General features: G+C 34.4%; 10 protein-coding genes. All 10 read left to right on the top strand.

What is annotated here, in order from left to right; genetic code table 11:
* Nucleotides 1–17 precede the first annotated feature (17 nt).
* The 10 genes from HHX25_RS04830 (at nucleotide 18) to HHX25_RS04785 (ending at nucleotide 19927) form a co-directional block, all read left to right on the top strand.
* Nucleotides 18–1328, top strand: a complete 1311-nt coding sequence (locus HHX25_RS04830) for a glycoside hydrolase family 117 protein (RefSeq protein WP_240964239.1) — start codon at nucleotides 18–20, stop codon at nucleotides 1326–1328.
* A gap of 540 nt (nucleotides 1329–1868) precedes the next feature.
* Nucleotides 1869–4085 carry an Ig-like domain-containing protein gene (locus HHX25_RS04825; protein ID WP_169670714.1) on the top strand — a complete coding sequence of 739 codons (2217 nt, stop codon included), beginning with the start codon at nucleotides 1869–1871 and terminating at the stop codon, nucleotides 4083–4085.
* Between the two features lie 7 nt (nucleotides 4086–4092).
* Nucleotides 4093–7131, top strand: a complete 3039-nt coding sequence (locus HHX25_RS04820; RefSeq protein ID WP_169670712.1) for a T9SS type A sorting domain-containing protein — start codon at nucleotides 4093–4095, stop codon at nucleotides 7129–7131.
* Between the two features lie 25 nt (nucleotides 7132–7156).
* Nucleotides 7157–9214 carry a glycoside hydrolase family protein gene (locus HHX25_RS04815; RefSeq protein WP_169670711.1) on the top strand — a complete coding sequence of 686 codons (2058 nt, stop codon included), beginning with the start codon at nucleotides 7157–7159 and terminating at the stop codon, nucleotides 9212–9214.
* 64 nt (nucleotides 9215–9278) lie between these two features.
* Nucleotides 9279–11372 (top strand): glycoside hydrolase family 3 N-terminal domain-containing protein, encoded by a 2094-nt coding sequence (locus tag HHX25_RS04810; RefSeq protein WP_169670709.1) that lies wholly within the window; start codon nucleotides 9279–9281, stop codon nucleotides 11370–11372.
* A 13-nt stretch (nucleotides 11373–11385) separates the two neighbouring features.
* Nucleotides 11386–12891, top strand: a complete 1506-nt coding sequence (locus tag HHX25_RS04805) for an alpha-L-fucosidase (protein ID WP_169670707.1) — start codon at nucleotides 11386–11388, stop codon at nucleotides 12889–12891.
* 171 nt (nucleotides 12892–13062) lie between these two features.
* The gene (locus HHX25_RS04800) at nucleotides 13063–14763 is read left to right on the top strand and encodes a T9SS type A sorting domain-containing protein (protein ID WP_169670705.1); all 1701 of its coding nucleotides are present in this window, start codon (nucleotides 13063–13065) and stop codon (nucleotides 14761–14763) included.
* Nucleotides 14764–14910: 147 nt separating this feature from the next.
* A complete protein-coding gene (locus HHX25_RS04795) occupies nucleotides 14911–17217 on the top strand; it encodes a beta-galactosidase (protein ID WP_169670703.1) in 2307 nt (768 codons plus the stop codon).
* A 113-nt stretch (nucleotides 17218–17330) separates the two neighbouring features.
* A complete protein-coding gene (locus HHX25_RS04790) occupies nucleotides 17331–18077 on the top strand; it encodes a hypothetical protein (protein ID WP_169670701.1) in 747 nt (248 codons plus the stop codon).
* Between the two features lie 245 nt (nucleotides 18078–18322).
* Nucleotides 18323–19927, top strand: coding sequence for a putative Ig domain-containing protein (locus HHX25_RS04785; RefSeq protein ID WP_169670699.1), 1605 nt, complete (start codon nucleotides 18323–18325; stop codon nucleotides 19925–19927).
* Nucleotides 19928–20067: the final 140 nt, after the last annotated feature.

The following is a 20067-nucleotide window of genomic DNA, read 5'->3' as shown; positions in this document are numbered from 1 at the left end:
AAGTTTAAAAAGTTAAAATGAAACAAACAAAAATGAATTATAAAACTTTTATCATATTATTACTAGCAATAATATCTGTTTCTTGTGTTAACAACAAAAAGAATACAGAAGAAGTTGTTCAGGAAACAAAAGAAAATAAAGAAGGTGTTTTTCCATTTAAAATGCCAACAGAAAAGCCTAATATACCTTTAAGTGCTGCTTCAGAGCGTATGTTTGATTATCTCACACCCAGAGTTCAGGATAATGAGCTTTTTTCACAGTTTAAGTATACTCGCTTAAAGGGGTTTGATTACAGTAATGGAGATGGAACGGTATCTCGTAGAGACCCATCGAGACCCATACATGTTAATGGAAAATATTATGTTTGGTATACAAAGCGTCACACAAAAGTACCTCCAATAGGCTGGAATAGAGCTGCTGAAGCAACAGATGAAATTCCATCTACAGATTGGGATTTGGCAGAAGTATGGTATGCTACAAGTAAAGATGGTATTACTTGGGAAGAACAAGGTGTCGCTATATCAAGACCAGAAAAGCCAAAATCTGGTTGGCGCTCAGTAGTAACTCCAGATATTTTAGTATGGAAAGGGAAATATTACCTGTACTATCAAGCATTTGATGAACCTAGCGGTTTAAGAGGAGATTTATGTCCAGTTTCAATATCGTATGCAGATTCTCCCGATGGTCCCTGGACACATGGAGGAGACAAAGTCATTCCTTTTGGGAAAGAAAACGAATGGGATCATAAAGCTACGCATGACCCACAACCTATCGTTCATAACGGAAAAATTTATGTGTATTATAAAGCGGCCTATAATAAGTGGCCAGATAATAGAAAAAACTATGCAGTGGGTCATGGTTTAGCTATTGCTGACGATCCGTTAGGACCTTATAAAAAACATCCATTAAATCCTGTTATGCAATCAGGTCATGAAACTACCTATTGGCCGTATAAAGGAGGTATAGCGACCCTAGCTATTAAAGATGGAAATGAGCGTGAAACCATACAGTATGCAGAAGACGGTGTTAATTTTAAAATAGCATCATCTGTTTCATTGACTCCAACTGCCGCAGCCCCATTTGTTGCAGATGCCTTTACAGACACCAAAAATGGCAGAGGGTTTACTTGGGGACTATCTCATTTTATCAATGCAGGAGTTTCAAAAAAGGCGTATTCTATCATCGCAAGATTTGACTGTGATTTAAGTTTAGATTATGATGAACCTGCATTTAAAAATACAGGAGTATGGCATAACCCAGATGTGTATTTTGCTCAAGGTATGGGGAGTATAAATAAACATCCTGAGGGGAGGGGGAGTAAAAAGTAATAGTTTAAGAAATAGGGAGCTAAAGTTTTCTTTCTTAAATACTATTCACTTTGTTTTTATGTGGAAATCAAAATATAAGATCAAATATTATTTGAATAAATGTGGATAATTCAAGAAGAGAATTAAACCCCATATATTGGTGAGTTAATACAATTAAGTTATGCATAGAAAAATGTTTGGCTATTGTTGAATAGGAAAAATATTTGGGAAATATTACTTGCATCAATTCACTTAAAAAGCAAAAACCAGAATTATCTCCAACGGCTTCAGATGAAGAGATTTTAACAGACTGGAAGAATAGGCTATTAAAGTAATCTTTTTGTTATTTGTAATTATTTGATTATCAGTGTTTATTGTTGAAATTATTCTCAGACCCAATTAAATTATTATGGTAGACACCATTTGATAGCTTATTAAATATTTTGCATACCTAATAGTATTGCAACACTATATTTAATCGGTTAATTAATAATGGCAACATATACCTCAAAAATAAAATTCGTTAAATATCACTTCTTTCTAGCCATATTTTTCTTTTCAATGTGCGGGCTAATTGCACAAGAAAAAACACTTAAAGATTTCTTTTTACCGATGGAGCCACAATCTGCTTTGGTAAAATTTGGAGATACCTGGGGAGATGCGTCTTTAATGCCAAGAGATACTGCAAATGGGCTGGAAGATGCCAGTATGAAGTATTGGTGTTATTGGGATGGTAGCATTGTTAAAGATGATGAAGGAAAGTACCATATGTATGCCAGTAGATGGGATCAAAAAAATCATCATAGTGATGGATGGAGAAAAAACTCTAAAGCAATGCATGCTGTGGCAAATAAAGCCATGGGGCCTTACAAAGATCTTGGTATGACTTGGTCATATTGGTGGGAAGGTAGAGCGCATAATACTATAGGTCTAAAAATGCACGATGGTAGATATGCTATGGTCACCAGTGAAATTACCAATGGAGAGGTGTTCGTTTCAGATAGCCCGTATGGACCATTTGAGTTTTACGGTGAACTCACTACCGATTTAAATGGGTATAGAAGAGGATTAACCAGATACAACAAACCACCTCACAGAATGGCTAATGTAATGATTATTAGAAGACCCGATAATCGTTATATGATAATGGCACGTTGGTGTGCGCCATTAATTAGTGATCATGGCATCTTAGGGCCTTACAAAGTTATGGGAGAAGCTGTTTGGAGAGACTTACCAGGAGTGCCTCAAAAATATATGGAAGATCCAACAATCTGGTATAGCGATGGTTTGTACCATGTTGTAGTAAACCATTATATGCAGAGTGACGAAACATATCATTTAACTTCAGAAGATGGGATTCATAATTGGAAAAACAGAGGTATTGCCTTTGAACACGATTCCAGGATTTTTAGATATACAAATGGTGATGTAGACGAATGGTTTACAGTACAACGTCCAACGGTATATGTAGAAGATAATAAAATAAGTCATTTCAATTTTTCTGTAATAGATGTGCATAAAGGAAAAGACGGCGGTAATGACAACCATGGAAGTAAAGTTATTGTAGTGCCTTTTGATAGTGACGGCTTTGAAAAATATATAAAAGGTGTTGTAGCTGAAGAACATGCCGCAGCAGACGCAACACCAGCGCCTTCAGGATGGACATCTGTAGACATAGGAAATTCTAAAATAATAGGTAACACTGGTTATAGCAAAGAATTTAATACCTTAAGAATAAAAGCTTCAGGTAATGCATTTAATAATAAATCTGATGCCTTCAGATATGTCTACAAAAAAATGTCTGGAGATGTTATGGCAAGTACGTTAGTGATGTCACAAGATATTACATCAGAAGTTATTAAAGCAGGTTTAATGTTCCGTCAGAGCTTAAAACCAAAATCAAAATTCTTAAGTGCCTGTATTGAGAAAAATAAGGGCTTCAGTTTAGAAAGAAGAACAGGTAAAACTGCCAAAGAGATCGTTTCTAAAAAACTGGTAGCACCATATTGGTTAAGAATGGTTAAAAAAGAGAATAGAGTAACCACATACATATCACAAACAAATAAGTTTAACTGGGAAAAAATTGATGAGACAATCATAGATTTAGATGAAGCTTTTTATGTTGGGGTTGCGGCATCTTCTTTAAACATGGAGAACTTGAATTTGGCACGTTTTAAAGATGTAGATGTACATGAGTTAGGACAACCCAAAACAGACCATATATATGCCCATAATTTACCAGATAGTATACCACAATCTCAAAAGGTTAAAGTCAGGATAGAATATGAATGTGCTGAAGAAAGAAAATTGTCTCTGGGTATGCAGAATACCACCACATGGAACGGATATAATTCGGTAAACAAATTGGTGAAAGGTTATGGTTTTATAGAGTTTGATTATGAGCCCGATAGAGCACTTACTACTAATGATGCCTACAGATTCAACTTGTCTTTAATACCAAAGGATAAAGACTGGAAAAGCGCTATACAAAGCACGTTAAAAGAAGCCGAATTAGAACGTCCTTATATAAGTGTAAAAAACATAAAATTATCTGATACAGTAGTCACACTGAATGTTGGTGAAATATATCAATTAAGTGCAGAAATTCATCCAGAAAAAGCATGGTCTAAAAAGCTGTTCTGGTCCACAGAGAATAATAAAATAGCAGAAGTGGATCAGGTTCTGGGTAAGGTATATGCACTAAAAAAAGGAAAGACCACAATACAAGTTAAAAATTCAGAAGGCATACAATCTAAATGCAAAATAATAATACAATAAGAAAGCTATGGAATTTATTAAAAACTACATTTTAAGAACAATATTAGTATTGTTAATAACAACTACAGGTTTTGCACAAACAACCAAAGAAACAGCACTAAATAAAATAGACGAGCTTAACACATTAATTACTTCCGCCGAAAATCAAGGGTTTGATGCTACAAGAGAAAAAATGAGTGTCAGGGTGGCAGAGGTGTTTTTGTATTATGCAGATAGAGATGAAAATAGTATCGATTATAATGAAACCATCTTTGCAAGTCAGCTCGCTTTACCTAAAGAAGTTAGTGACGATTATACCGATCGAGAATTAGCTGAGTTGCTTCCTGAATTTGAACGGGGAGAAGTAGTCAAACTTCTGGATTTAGGAATAGAGATGCTTACTAAAGTAATTTCTGGGGAAATTGTTAGAGAACCAACTTTTAATCCAGATTATACCAAATTAGATGTAAACGGAACACGTATAGAACAAGATGGGAATCCTGTTTTCCTGGCAGATTGGGTATTTAAGCCAGAAAGTGCAGGTAGTATAAATTTAAAAGAATACTTTGGAAGTATAGGAGGTGCTTTTATACGTCCAGCAGATATGGAAAAGAATGCTCAAGATGAAATCGTTTTAAAAGCATTAACTAAAAGTGTTTTAGAAGGATTCCCACAACCTGGAGATTTTGGATTAGGCTTTTTGGCACAAAGAAATGTAGCGGTACCAGATTATATTAAAAACGACTATCCAGAGATAGAAGATGGTTTTAGTTTACATACAGGGTTCGATATAGATCACCCTAAAGCCAGGGAGTTTCATGCAGATTTTTTCAGATTGGTGGTACCACTGATGAAAGAAGGGAACCACAGTAAATTGGGGTATTTATTAACGAATGAACCTCACTGGAATATTAATGGTACATGGGCCGTAGTAGATCCAACACCTTTTACTCAAGAAAAATTTGGAACCTGGTTAAATAATAAACACGGAGATGTAGCAGCATTAAATGCACTATGGGGAACAAACTTTGCAGATTTTGCAGAAGCAGGAAATACGTTTCAAACACCAATTTCTAACCTTACCACTGAAGGTACACCAAGATGGTATGATTTGGTACGTTTTAATCAGGAACGCGTTAATGAATGGTATGATTTTTTAATAGCCTCCATAAAAACACATGACCCTAATGCCAAAACCCATTTAAAATTAATACCCACTATGTGGTCTCAAGGAAGACGTACAACTGGTTTAGATTTTGAGCATTTAACTAGAGCAAGTACCATCATTGGAAATGATGCAAACTCTGCAAACTCTGAGGCATGGGATGGAGCATCGGTATCAGATTATTGGATGGATAAATATGCATTAGAGTGGAGAAATACAGCTATGACCTATGATTTTTTATCTTCTATTTTGCCAAATGCCATTAACTATAATTCAGAATCTGGTTTTACGGGGTGGGGAAGATTCAGGAATTTATTTTTGGAACCTTCTTATCTGAATGCAGTACATTGGTTTGCTGTTATTCAGGGTATGGATATTGTGAATAGCTGGGAGTGGGGAAGAAATTCGGTTGGAGTTTTAAGATCAGGGGGTGTAGCCTATGTAGACATGATGCCGCAAACACTTAATACCACACATTTAGCAATGTTGGAAATGACGGCTCATGGAGAAGAGATGTCTAAACTTCAGGATATGGAAAGACATATCAGAGTGTTTTATTCAGAAACATCAGCAATTAATGATGAAGATTATATGGAAGGGGAAATTCAGTTAATATATGAAGACTTATTCTTTAATGGTTACAAAATTGGGTTTGCTACAGCAAACATTCTTGAAACCCATGATAATAAAGACTGGAAAATTGTAGTGATAAGAAATACCCCAAGAGTCACTGTAGATGAGTTCAATGCTTTACAAACCTATTTAAATAATGGAGGTACTGTAATCATGGATAGCGGCAGTATCATTGAAGACGAATATGGAAGAAATCTTAGTGGTCAATTAACAGCGGGTAGTGGTAAGTTATCTGTTGTAGATACAGCTAATTTGGCTTCAATAGCTATTTCAGAGGTACAGGGTTTAGGCATTTATCCAGTTGTTAATGCCGTTGAAACCAATACGCAGGGAGACGGTTTTCAAGGCGTAATGCACAGAGCTGTACAAATGAATGACGGAAGAAAAGTAATAGCATTAATAAATATGGGGTTAACAGATGCTACTGTTAATCTTTCATTACCAGGAAATCCAAAATTGGCATTAAAAAATATGGTAAATGGTACAGATTTAGAAAACGGATTTGTAATGAAACCAGAAGATGTGTTACTTCTTGATGTAGCCAAATTTCATAAAGGAGATGATAGCTATACGCTAAAGGTTAATGGAGAAACATGTCCTGATAAAAATAACGGGACTGTAGAAATTACAGCAAGAGATGCTGGTAACTATACAGCAACTATAAATGGTACAGACTACGACTTTATCAAAGATACAACGATAGAAAATTTAACTCCGGGCGCCTATGAGTTATGTATTCTAAATACAGATTCTAATGTAGAACAATGTTTTAACTTAACGGTTGAAGAAGGAGAAGAACTTACAGCAAAGATTTCTTCAATTAAATCAGCTACAGATAGAGTTGCCATAGACATTTCAAAAGGAACCGCACCATTTCATGTGTTGGTAAATGGTGAAGAAGTTATGGAAACATCAAGAACATCATTTGCAGTATCTGCAAGGCAAGGTGATAATGTAGAAGTAAAATCTGAAGTAGCTTGTGAAGGTGTTGTATCTAAGCAAATGGCTATAATAGATGAGATATATCCAAATCCTTTCAGCAGTGAAGTGACTTTAAGGGTAAATGCAGAAGAAAATGTGGCATCACCAGAAATAAGCATGTTTAATATTTTAGGGAAACGTGTTCAAAACCTAAATACATCTAGTGTAAAAAAAGGTAATATGTATGAAATAAACATTAGTCATTTGGATGAATTACCGACAGGTATTTATGTAGTTAATGTTGTTTTGAAAGATGAGGTGAAATCATTTAAATTAGTTAAAAACTAAATATAACTTATAAGAACTTACTTTTATGAGCCGCATAATATGTATTTGTACTCTGGCAATATTGTTTTTTCAATGTCAAAAACAACAACCTTTAAAGGAGAAAATAGTAGAGCAGAAAACACTCATAGATTTTTTTCAACCTTTTGAGCAACAAGCTCCCTTGGTAAAAGAAAATATATGGGGAGATATGGCGGTAATACCGAGAGATACTGCCAATGGTTTAGAAGATGCCACTTTAAAAAACTGGTGTTATTGGGATGGCAAGATTGTTAAAGATGATGAAGGAAAATATCATATGTATGCCAGTAGATGGTCGCAAGCATTTCACCACGGTGTTGGTTGGACTAAGGATTCCAAAGGAATACATGCAGTAAGTGATAATCTATACGGACCTTATAAAGATTTAGGTTTAGCATGGCCACAGTGGAAAGAAGGTAAAGGGCACAATGTTATAGGGTTACGTATGCATGATGATAGATATGCTCTAGTGACTAGTGAGATTGTACCAGGTCAGGTTTTTGTATCTGATACGCCTTATGGACCATTCGAATTATTGGGCGATTTCAAAATAGACCCCAATGGGTATTATCCAGGTTGGGGGCGTTACAATGAGTTAGATGATGGTGCTCTAAGAGGTGGTGGCGTTGGTAATTTGGCAAATGTGATGATTATTTTAAGACCCGATGACAGGTATATGATGATAGCCCGCCATTGTGTAGCAATGATAAGTGATGATGGCATTTTAGGTCCTTATAAAATGTTATCAGATAAGGCTTGGTTAAACGTAAAGGGGTTGCCACAATTCAAAATGGAAGATCCAACCGTTTGGTATAGTGATAGTTTATATCACATAGTAGTGAATCATTATGGCGGCGGCGATACTACATATCATTTAACATCAGAAGATGGTATTCATAATTGGAAAAATAGGGGAAAAGCCTTTGAAAGAGGTGCAGGTGTCTTTAGGCATAAAGATGGTATCATAGAAGATTGGTTTACAGTACAAAGACCTACAGTATACACGGAAGACAATATGGTAAAAGCATTTAATTTTTCGGTGATTGATGTACATAAAGGGCAAGATGCTGCTAATGATGAAAATGCCAGTAAAATTATCGTGGTGCCTTTTGACGGAGAAGGCTTTAGAAAACATATCAGGTCTATTGTAAATGAAGAAAATAAGATATCAGATAACACATTACCTCCTAAACCATGGCAATCTGCAGATATAGGAAATCCTACATTAAAAGGAAATACGGGTTATGATGAGATAGTAAATACAATCCGTATAAAGAGTGCTGGGAATAATCTGGAAGGCACTAAGGATGCTTTCAGGTTTGTCCATCAAAAAATGACTGGAGATGTTTCTGCCAAAGTGATGGTATTATCACACGATATTTCAAGTCAAGCTGTTAAATCTGGTTTAATGTTTAGAAGTAGTCTTAATGAAGATGCCTCTTATATAATGGCTTCGATTGATAAAGATGAAGGTTTTAAATTAGAATATAGAGCACAAGATGGCGTAAGTTCAGAAATTGTAAAGACATTAGATATAGAAGCACCTTATTGGTTGAGGTTAGAAAAAAGAGACCATATTATAACGACATACATATCATCGAGTAACCGACTCAATTGGACTAAAATAGGTGATATGACTTCAGATTTTGGGGAGTCATTTTATGTAGGGATGGTTTCTACATCAAAACAAGAGTCTGTTTCAAGTCTATCCAGATTTAAGGATATAGATGTTCATAATTATGGTGAGCCTTTACATGATGGTATTGTATCCCATACATTTCCAGATACCATTCCTTCTTCGGGAATTATAGATTTTGAAGTAGAATTAGAGTCTGTAAAAACGCTAGATGTATGGGTAGAACTAGAAAATGTACAAACACATCAAAAATACAAGGTTTTACGTCAGCGCTTTTGGAAAAACGGGATTAGAAAACTCACTTACAATGCAGGGTCTAAATTAGATCCTAATGCTACTTATTGGTTTGTTATAAAGGCAGTTCCTATGCACTTTCATGACAGCGAACATGTGCAGGCATCCTTCAAAAAAGTATTTGTAGAAAAATAATAATTTATTATAGAATAGAATGATAAAGAATGCAATGACATTGTTCTTGAGTTTATGTTTATTTATGTCAATAAATATCTTTGGACAAAAAGCAGATCTTACTATTGAGAATAACATCACAACACTTATAAAGAAAATGACCCTTGAAGAAAAAATAGGGCAATTATCTCAACCAGTTTTAGATGAACACACTAAAGAAGTAGGAGAAAAAATTGCAGCGGGAGAAGTGGGGTCTTTTTGCAGTTTTAATAAAAGGCATTATACACCCTCAGAAAGAAATCGTTTGCAAAAAATAGCTGTAGAGAAATCCAGATTAGGGATTCCTATTCTATTTACCTATGATGTCATTCATGGCTTTTCAACAATATATCCTATTTCACTTGGACTGTCTGCCTCTTGGGATTTAGATTTAGCAAAAGACGTAGCATCTATGGCGGCCAAAGAAGCTAGGTATTATGGAATTGATATGACGTTTAGCCCAATGGTAGATGTGTCTCGTGATCCACGTTGGGGGAGAATTTCAGAATGTTATGGTGAAGATGTGCTTTTAAACGCAGCCTTTGGTAAGGCTACAGTTTTAGGATATCAAGGTGATGACTTAAGTAGTCATGAAAACATAGGCTCCTGTGTAAAACATTTTGTAGGCTATGGACTATCTATGGGAGGTCGTGATAAACAGTTCACAGAAATATCTAAAAATACACTATTAAACACCTATTTGCCGCCCTTTAAAAGCGCTGTAGATGCAGGTGCTGTCTCTGTAATGACTGCGTTTAACGATATTTCTGGCGTTCCAGCATCAGCTAATAGGTTTACCATGCAGGAAGTTTTAAAAGAACAATGGGGGTTTGATGGCTTTACATTGAGTGACTGGGATGCCGTATTAGAATTGAAAAATCATGGCATTTCTGGAAACGATAAAGAATCGGCCGAAAAAGCCATTAATGCAGGTTTGGATATGGAGATGCGAAGCGATACTTTCAAAAACCTTATAACATCTGTAAAAGTAGGCAAGGTTAAAATAGCGGTTATAGATGAGGCTGTTAGAAGAGTATTACGAATAAAGTATAGACTGGGTTTATTTGATAACCCTTATATAGACGATAAAAAATCTGATAAAGTACAACTTACGCAAGCGAATAGAGAATTGGCGAGAAAAGCTGGCGCAGAATCTATGGTATTATTAAAGAATAATGGGATTTTACCGTTGTCTAAAAATATGAGGAGGTTAATTGTTGAAGGACCATTTGTTAACAGTAAGGACATGCTAGGTTGGTGGATTGGTAATGCTGATGACAATAATGTTGTAACCGTTGAAGAAGGTATTAGAAATAAAACCGATAGTAAACTTGAAATTATTCATGGGTCTTTAGCCCGTAACTACGATAAAACGGTATTGATATGTTTGGGTGAATCTGGAGGGAACTTTGGAGAATCGAATTGTATTACTGATGTAACGATTCCTAAATCTCAAATTGAATTAGTTAAAGAAGCAAAAGCCAAAGGAAAAAAAGTAGTCGTTGTTATTTTTAATGGGCGCCCATGGGTGTTAACACCAATCATGGATTACGCTGATGCTATTTTAATTGCGTGGCACCCAGGTACAGAAGCTGGTAATGCAGTAGCTGATGTTTTATTTGGTGATGTGAACCCGAGTGGGAAACTAACCTGCTCATTTCCTAAGACAAATGGACAAATTCCTGTGTTTTATTCCGATAGAATTAGCGGAAGACCAAGAGAGAATAAATATAAAAATATAGATGCTAACCCCTTATTTGAATTTGGGTTTGGGTTAAGTTATACTAGTTTTAAATATTCTAATCTTAAATTATCATCTAATACTTTAGGCAAAGAAAGAACTATTACTGTGAGTGTCGATGTCACTAATACAGGGAAAAGAGAAGGGAAAGAGATTGTGCAACTTTATATTCATGATAAAGTGGCCAGTATAACGCGTCCTAAAAAGGAATTAGTTAAGTTTTCTAAGCTAACAATAAAAGCAGGAGCAACTCAAACAGTTACTTTTAAAATATCAGCTTCAGATTTTGAGTTTTATAATTTAGATAATAAATACACAACTGAGGCTGGAGCATACGATTTGTGGGTAGGAGGCAGTAGTGATTGTGAATTGAGTTTGAAATTTACATTAGAAGATTAAACCAATAAATACCATGACATTAAAACATATTTCCCTAATCATATTTTTACTGGTTTTTGGTAGAGCCTTTTCACAGGATGAAGCTACTAATTCAGAAAAAGGGCATACTTATGAAGCTAATTGGGAATCTATTAGAAGCCGTTATAAAATACCTGACTGGTTTAGAGATGCCAAGTTTGGCATTTTTATTCATTGGGGGCCATATGCGGTACCAGCTAAAGGAGATGAAAAGTATCCTAAATATATGTATTACAAGGACCATATAAAGAAAGATGGCTTTAATACTTATGAGTATCACCAAAAGACCTATGGTAATCATAAAGAATTTGGATACAAAGATTTCATTCCCATGTTTAAAGCCAAAAAATTTAAGGCTGAAAAATGGGCGCGATTGTTCAAGAAATCTGGAGCACGTTATGTAGTCCCTGTAGCAGAGCATCATGATGCTTTTGCAATGTATAATTCTAATTATACGCGTTGGAATGCCGTAAACATGGGGCCTAAAAAAGACATTTTGGGTGCATTGGCTGAAGCTGTGAGAAAACAAGGGATAAAATTTGGTACTTCATCACATTTAGCTAATTGGCGAAATTATTATTGGAAAAAAACAGAATACGATAATTCCAATACAGAATATGTTGATTTATACTGGAAACCTGTTAAGAATAAATCAAAACCATCACAAGAATTTTTAGATACGTGGTGGAACCGTACCACAGATATTATTGATCAATACCAACCAGATTTGTTATGGTTTGATTTTGGATTGGATAAACCAGGTTTTGAATCAGTTCATTCTAAAATTCTTTCATATTACTACAACAAAGGAGAAATATGGAATAAAGAAGTTGTTTTTCAGAATAAAAATATGAGGAATGTATCCTTTCCAGAAGATTTAATTGTTTTAGATATAGAACGAGGTAGAATGGATAATATCTTTAAATATCCATGGCAAACAGACACATCCGTAGGTTATAAATCCTGGGGGTATATTGATAATGAAGATTATAAAACCTCAAATTATCTCATTGACGAACTTATTGATATTGTGAGTAAAAATGGCTGTTTGTTATTAAATATTGGACCTAAAGCAGATGGTACAATTCCACAAGAATCCGTAAAAATTCTAACAGAAATAGGCGATTGGTTAAAAATAAATGGTGAAGCTATTTATGATACCAGACCCTGGTTGGTATATGGTGAAGGGCCTACACAAGTGAATAAGGGACATCACTCTGAAAAGAAAAATAAAGTATTCACATCTCAAGATGTTAGGTTTACCCAGAAGAAAGGTGTTTTATATGCAACTGTACTGGATTGGCCTAAGGATAATGTATTCACCATTAAAACATTATCTAAACTTAGTAAAGTAGATGATAGAAGTATTAGTTCGGTTGAGTTTATAAGTGGAAAGAATAAAATTAATTGGTCGCAAACAAACCATTATTTAACTATAAACATAAAGGGCAAAAGCCCATGTAAAGCAGCTTATGTGTTTAAAATTGAGTTTAAAAACTAATAATTATACTACTGCTTGAATTATTCCAATAAAATCCAATATTATATTATTTCTGATTTTTATCATTTTCAAATCTATTTTATACTAAGATAGACAAGTTTTGTACCGTAAGGAACATAAAAACAGGAGTTTGTGGTTAGATTTGAGTAAAAGAACTCAAAACTAAACATTATGAAAATTAACAAAAAGAAGTACAAATTATTATTTATTGTGGTATTTATTGGCATTATTGTTAATGCGCAAGATTTACCGCCAATATCAACTTTTTATACACCAACGATACATACGGCAGCAGCAGCCCAGATTACCATAGGTCCATCATCGGGTACAGGTAATGATACTAATCGAATTCAGGCAGAAATTAACCGTTTAGCTGTTAACCGAACTACAGATAGCAACGGAATTACAAGAAAAGGAGGTGTGTTAACACTAAATAATGGTACTTACAGAATTAGAGGTCTGGTTTTAAGATCTAATGTACATGTAAGATGTAAATCTGGCGTTGTTATTGAGCCTTTTGGACCAGGAGATATGATTATAGCCAATGGAACAGATATTGGAAATTGTACTGGGTGTAGAACAACCCAAAACTTTAGTTTTACAGGATTTTCGAATAATAGTAGGTTTACCATTAATATTGCCAACAGGTTAAATCCTGGAGATGGTTCTAGAAGTTTTAGAATTGGAAATGCGAGAAACTTCAAAATAGGAAATATTAACGTAATTGATGATACAACAAAGTTTCCTACTATTGAGTTTTTACCAGGTCAGGCTCAAGGTACGGTTGGGCCATCAAACAACCGTCAACAAAAAGCTGCTGCACCTACAAAGGGACTTATTGAAAACATAACAGGTACAGGTTATAACCCTGGATGGGGAGTTATACAAATACAAGTGGGAAACAATATCTATTTCCGTAATATTGAAGGTAGTGGAGGCGCTACTATAAGAATGGAATCAGGCTTAGGAGAAGGATTATCAACATTAAATACTGAAAATAGAACGATAACTAAATTGGATGCTATTTGGGGAAGATTTATAAGAGTTAAAAACGGTAGGTGTGCAGTTTTTGCATCTCCCCATACCCATATTCAAGGGTTCTTTGATATGAGGAATATTACTGCTACAAATAGTGAGTTCGCTGTTTTTTTAGCTAAAGGATTTAGAACTATTGGATCCCCTAATAGACCAGATGAATCTAATTTTCCTATTGGGACTTTTCAGAGTAATAGATCAACAGTAAGAAATATTACAACTACTTTTGGAAATACTGCGCAAACCAGAAAACAAGAATTAAGATATATGCCTTGTGCTATAAGAAACAGGGCTAATACAACGCCTATCCCTGGTGCTGGAAACTTTTTTATAGCACCATCTATAGCTCCAATTTATAATATTGCTAATAGTGGAGGGTCTGGATCTTATAATGTGAAAATTATTGGTTTAACAGCAAATAATTATAGGAACGATGTTGTAGATATTATCACAGATCCTGGAGCGAATGATTTTGAAAACTGCAGTTTCACACCAATCGAAAATGTTCTTTTTGTGCCTAATGCTTTAAAGAATACTCCAAATCCATTACAAAATAATAGTAATAAATCAGTTTTGAAAACTAAAAATCAAGACTTAGGTAATAATGAATTAGAATCCATTGAAATTAAAATTATACCTAACCCTGCTACTAATTTTATTAAAATAACTAATGCTGTAGGAAGTAATGTATCTATTTACGATACCAATGGTAAATTAATTAAACAATTATTCAGCTTAAAACCATCACCCATAGATATTTCAAACCTAAATGCTGGTTTGTATTTTGTGAAAATTCATGCTAGTAGTGATGTTTTTAAACTTTGTGTAAAAAAATAAGTAAGGTTAGGGCATATTTTTTTAAGGTGTTTCAATAAGTTTTCTTTAAATTAAAAAGAAAACTTATTGAGACTACTAAAATACTAATAGATACTTATTGCTTTCTGATTTGTTGTTTATTTGATGATATAATTATGTGCATAAAGTATGATAAGAATTAAGAAGAAACAACTGGAGATATTTTTAAAAAAATATAGCCTTGTAGCTTTATTGTTAATAGGAATATTTAAAATAAATGCTCAATCATTAGATAAAGTAGCTAGAGAAAAAATAAGAAATCTTGAAAAGCTGATAAGTAAAGCAGAGAGAAATGATATTGATGTATTAAAAGAGAAAACGACTATAAGAACTGCCGAGACTTTTTTAACCTATGCTAACTGGGATGAAAAACATATAGCAGAAAATGAAAAGTATTTTAAAAAAGTACCGCTGTACAGAGATGATGCTCTTGAAAAAGCAAAAGCACTTCCTGATTTTGAGCGTAAAGAAGTAGTACTCATGCTAGATGAGGCTATAAGTTATCTGCAGTTGCTAATCGATAAACAGGTTTTCAGAAAACCATCAAAAAACATAGATTGGGAAAGAGTTGGCGTTGAAGGTGACCAATTAACCTTTGAGGGTAGACCAGTATTTCTAACTGATTATACCTGGAAGCCAGATACAAAAAAGTTAACAGAATTTCATGGGAATCAAGATGGGTTTTTCATAACACCATCATACATTCAACAAGACGGTAGTTTAATTCCAAGTGTTTATAATAAGCTAAGTAGTAAGGAGGATGGTACACTCGGTTTTATTTTCTTGAACCATAAAACAGTACCTGAATGGGCTCTTAAAGCATACGGAGATTCACTGGTGTTACCAACAGATAGATATACCGTGTATGATATTGACAATCCAGGGGCTAAAGATTTTCAAAGACGACTCATTAAAGCCGTTGTACCATTTACCGCTAATAGAAAATTTTCAGAATTGGGGTATATGTTATGCAATGAGCCTCATTTCTTTACTCAAAAAACGGGTGATAAATTGGCTTGGGCATCTGGTCCTGTTACAGAATTTACCAAAGCCAAGTTTAGAAATTGGTTAAAACAGAAACATCAAAACATAGACGTTTTAAATAAACTTTGGAGTAGCAATTTTAAAAACTTTGAGACAATAAGAATAAATATTCCAATAGATACAGGCTTGCAGGGAACTCCCACTTGGTACGACTGGAATCTATTTAATTTACATAGAGTTACAGAATGGTATCAATTTTTGAAAAATGAAATTAAGAAATACGATACCAATGCTAAAGTGCATTTAAAAATCATGCCTAATTTATGGACTGATAATAAGCGTTCTCACGGAATAGATTTAGAAGCGCTTACAGAAATGAGCGGTATTGTTGGAAATGATTCTGGTGCAGAACACAACAGAACGTGGGGACCGCCCTATGAATGGGAAAAAGACTATGCCTTTGAATGGAGAGAACTATGTATGGGGTTCGATTTTATGAAATCTGTTAGTCCGAAAAAAATTAATTTCAACTCAGAACTACATTATTTATCAACGGTAAGATCGAGGAACTTGTATCTAGACCCGCAATATGCTAGAGCTGTGTTTTGGCTGGCTCATACTTATGGTATGACCGCAAGCCAGATATGGTATTGGCCACGTAAAGAAAATGGAGCAATTTCTGGTAGAGCAGGTAAAGGATATGCAGGCTCTAATAGTCAGCAACCAAGAGTAACAAATGAAGTTGCCACTACCATGATTGATTTAAATACGAATGCAGAGGTAATTATGGCGATGCAGCGTCAAAGAAAACCTGTTCGTATTTTTTATTCCAAAACATCAGCAATAAATAAAAAGGAACATATGGATGACTTATTTCATCTGTATGAAAGTTTAAATTTTGAGGGTATCCCTTTAGGGTTTGTTACAAAAAATATCTTCGAAAAGCAGGACCATAAGAAATGGGATGTGGTATTAGTGCGTAAAACACCATATGCTACCGAAGAAGAATTTAATGCTATTCAAAATTATCTTGATCAAGGAGGAACTGTCATTATAGATTCAGAGAGTTTGAAAAGAAATGAGTATGGCGTACCAATGACTAAAACTTTAAAACAGGAAACCGGCAACTTAATAGAGCTTTCGTCTAAAGAATCAATAAAGAAAGTACTTATGTTATTCTTGGAACGTAAAGGATTGGGAGGTAATATAATAATAGAAGAAACTAATAAAGTAGGTAAGAAGGGGTGTATTTGGAAAGTAGTGAAAAATAAAAAAGGAAATGATGTTTTGTCTGTAGTTAATGTAGGTAAAACAAATGCTAGCTTAAAAATTTCTTTTAAAAACAAAAAACAGTTTGTTTGTATTGATCTTATTAAAGGCGTTGAGGTTAATACTAATCCTATATTAAAACCCTATGAAGTTTATTTTGTAGAGCTCATTAATATGAAATAAGGTGTAGTAAGAATAAAAAGTATTTAGGGATACGCATAAATTATTCATAGATAACAATATAGATATAGAGTCTTTTAAATTTGAATTAAGACAACTAAAATTTAGAAGAACTTATGAAAAAAATTACTTTATTAGTAGCATTATGCTTAACAGCATTAAATTACAATGCGCAAGTCGTATCAACTGTATTTGGTAGTGACGCAAATGAAGCCGCCGCAGAATGGGAAGATGTAGAAAAATCAACAGATGTTAGTACTTTTAATCAATTCCAACCAGAAGAGGCAGCAGATAATGGAAAGTTCCAAACCAGAGGTCCTGGGGCTAATAACATTGGAACTATGAATTATGTTGGAACATATTCTGGAACACTTAGTTCATCTGATGTAATATATTGTAAAATAAAACATCAAGACTTAACTACTCCTGAAATAGAAAAAATTAATGTCTCATACAAAGAGAATGGAGGAACCACTTTAACAGAGTCTCTGGCGTTTGTTTCTACTACTGCGGGAACAGATATTCAGGAAATTATAGTAACTCCAGGTTTTACCGATGGTGCAACACTTTCAGATTTAAGTGTTACTTTCACAACCGACGATATAAATGCTACAGCTTTTGATGTAATTAGAATTTACGAATTTTCAATAGGGCCAAATCCAACATTATCTACAAAATCTAATATAATTGAAGGTGCTAGGGTTTTTGCTAAAGAGGGTAATATTACCGTAAAGGGCGCAAATTTAGATGCAGTGTACGCTTTAACAGGTCAAAGAGTAGGAGCTATAAATCTTTCCAATGGTATATATTTAGTTAAAATTTCTAAAGATGATAAGGCAGCTACTGTAAAAGTAGCACTATAATAACTACTAAAATTATTATATATCTTTAATAAATATTCAGATTAAAATTTATTAGACAAAGGTGGTAACAAAAGTTGTCGCCTTTTTGTTTTAATTAAAGATGGTTTTGTGTAGATTTCTAATGTATTCTGAAAGAATAGGTTAATGAGTATATATCATCATAGTTACTGATGGGGACATTAATTGAACTCATGCAGACATGTTTTTGGTAGTTTATATTTTTCTTCGTGTAATAAATTATTACCATGCCATTCAGCAATATTTCAAAATCAGTATTAAAACTAGTAAGTCTTTTATTAATTGTTTCTTCTTGTAACTCAAAAATAGAGACCAAAATCTATAGTCCAGAAAAAGGAGAAGGTAAATACATTTTAACACCAGAAGTTGGCGATAAACCAAAAATTCATGGACCTTCTGTTTTCGGAGTTAGACCCAATGCACCTTTTTTATATACCGTTCCAGCAACGGGTAGACAGCCACTTGTATTTTCTGTTGAAAACCTGCCAGAAGGGTTGAAAGTCAATAGCAAATCTGGAGTTATTAGTGGTACAATTAAAGCAGAAGAACAAAAGGATTATGATATTGTTTTTGTTGCAAAAAATAACTTGGGAGAAGAAAAAAAGAACTTCAAAATAAAAGTAGGAGAGACCATATGCTTAACGCCTCCATTAGGTTGGAACAGTTGGAATTGTTGGGGAGAATACGTAACCCAGGAAAATGTAATTGCTTCAGCTAAAGCAATGGTTGATAAAGGATTAAAAAATTATGGATGGTCTTACATTAACATGGATGATGGTTGGCAATCTCACAGAGGAGGAAAACATAATGCTATTTTAGCAGACTCTATCAAATTCCCCAATATGGCATCCATGTGTGAAGATATTCATAATATGGGTCTAAAAGTTGGGATATATTCATCACCATGGATAACAACCTATGCTGGTCGTGTTGGAGGATCTAGTGATAGAGAAGATGGCTATTGGGATATAACGATGGACGATAGAAAATTAAAGCCTAAAAGAGTTAACATCCGAGTAGCAGAACACACTTTCGATACTAATGATGCCACACAATGGGCAGAATGGGGAATAGATTATTTAAAATACGATTGGAATCCAAACGAGCCAGCTAGTACGATAAGAATGGCAGAAGCATTAGAGAATAGTGGAAGGGATATCGTGTATTCCATTTCAAATACGGCTCCATTAGAGCACGCAGAATTATTTGGAGAAGAGGTGAATTGTTTTAGAACGTATGGTGATTTAAAAGATAGATGGGATGGTAAAGGAAGTCATAAAAGTATACGGGATGAGTGGAAAGCCCACAGACATTGGCTAGAAAATGGTTTTCCAGGAGCACCAGGACATTTCCCAGACCCAGATATGTTGGTAGTAGGAGAGGTCAATACAAAAAGTAAAAACCCAATACCATCCCGATTAACGGCAGATGAGCAATATTCGCATATTTCCTTATGGTCTTTATGGGCAGCACCATTACTTATTGGGTGTCCCATTGAAAGAATGGACGAATTTACGGTGAAGCTTTTAACCAATTCTGAAGTTTTAGACGTTAATCAAGACGAAAAAGGCATTCCAGGGAAATCAATCATTCATAATGAAGATTTAGAGATTGTAGTCAAAGACATGCACAACGGAACCAAAGCTATAGGATTATTCAATTTAAAGGAAGAAGAACAAGTCATTACTTTGAGTTGGAAAGATATTGGCATTGAGGGTGTAAAAAACGTTAGAGACCTTTGGAGGCAAAAAGATATTGGTAATTACAAAGATAGTTTTTCGGCGGTTGTGCAACCTCATGGTGTAGTTTTAATACGTTTGAATTCAATATAAGTTAAAGCCTCATGAAGAAAGTGTTAAGGTGTATGGGTAAGGTGCAATAATAAAAAAATCGAGTTTAGGCGTAAATAATTTTATAAAGAAAGTGATAATCATACTCTAGAATAAATGTTTTTCTTAAGATCTAATCTGTT

It is taken from the genome of Flavivirga algicola, assembly GCF_012910715.1.
Lineage (GTDB): Bacteria > Bacteroidota > Bacteroidia > Flavobacteriales > Flavobacteriaceae > Flavivirga > Flavivirga algicola.
This window is presented reverse-complemented; position numbering and strand designations above follow the sequence as displayed.

Excerpts from the sequence above, each read along its gene's own strand:
- HHX25_RS04810 (WP_169670709.1), top strand. The coding sequence starts at position 9,279 with ATGTCAATAAATATCTTTGGACAAAAAGCAGATCTTACTATTGAGAAT.
- HHX25_RS04825 (WP_169670714.1), top strand. The coding sequence starts at position 1,869 with ATGTGCGGGCTAATTGCACAAGAAAAAACACTTAAAGATTTCTTTTTA.
- HHX25_RS04790 (WP_169670701.1), top strand. The coding sequence starts at position 17,331 with ATGAAAAAAATTACTTTATTAGTAGCATTATGCTTAACAGCATTAAAT.
- HHX25_RS04815 (WP_169670711.1), top strand. The coding sequence starts at position 7,157 with ATGAGCCGCATAATATGTATTTGTACTCTGGCAATATTGTTTTTTCAA.
- HHX25_RS04820 (WP_169670712.1), top strand. The coding sequence starts at position 4,093 with ATGGAATTTATTAAAAACTACATTTTAAGAACAATATTAGTATTGTTA.
- HHX25_RS04805 (WP_169670707.1), top strand. The coding sequence starts at position 11,386 with ATGACATTAAAACATATTTCCCTAATCATATTTTTACTGGTTTTTGGT.
- HHX25_RS04830 (WP_240964239.1), top strand. The coding sequence starts at position 18 with ATGAAACAAACAAAAATGAATTATAAAACTTTTATCATATTATTACTA.
- HHX25_RS04785 (WP_169670699.1), top strand. The coding sequence starts at position 18,323 with ATGCCATTCAGCAATATTTCAAAATCAGTATTAAAACTAGTAAGTCTT.
- HHX25_RS04795 (WP_169670703.1), top strand. The coding sequence starts at position 14,911 with ATGATAAGAATTAAGAAGAAACAACTGGAGATATTTTTAAAAAAATAT.
- HHX25_RS04800 (WP_169670705.1), top strand. The coding sequence starts at position 13,063 with ATGAAAATTAACAAAAAGAAGTACAAATTATTATTTATTGTGGTATTT.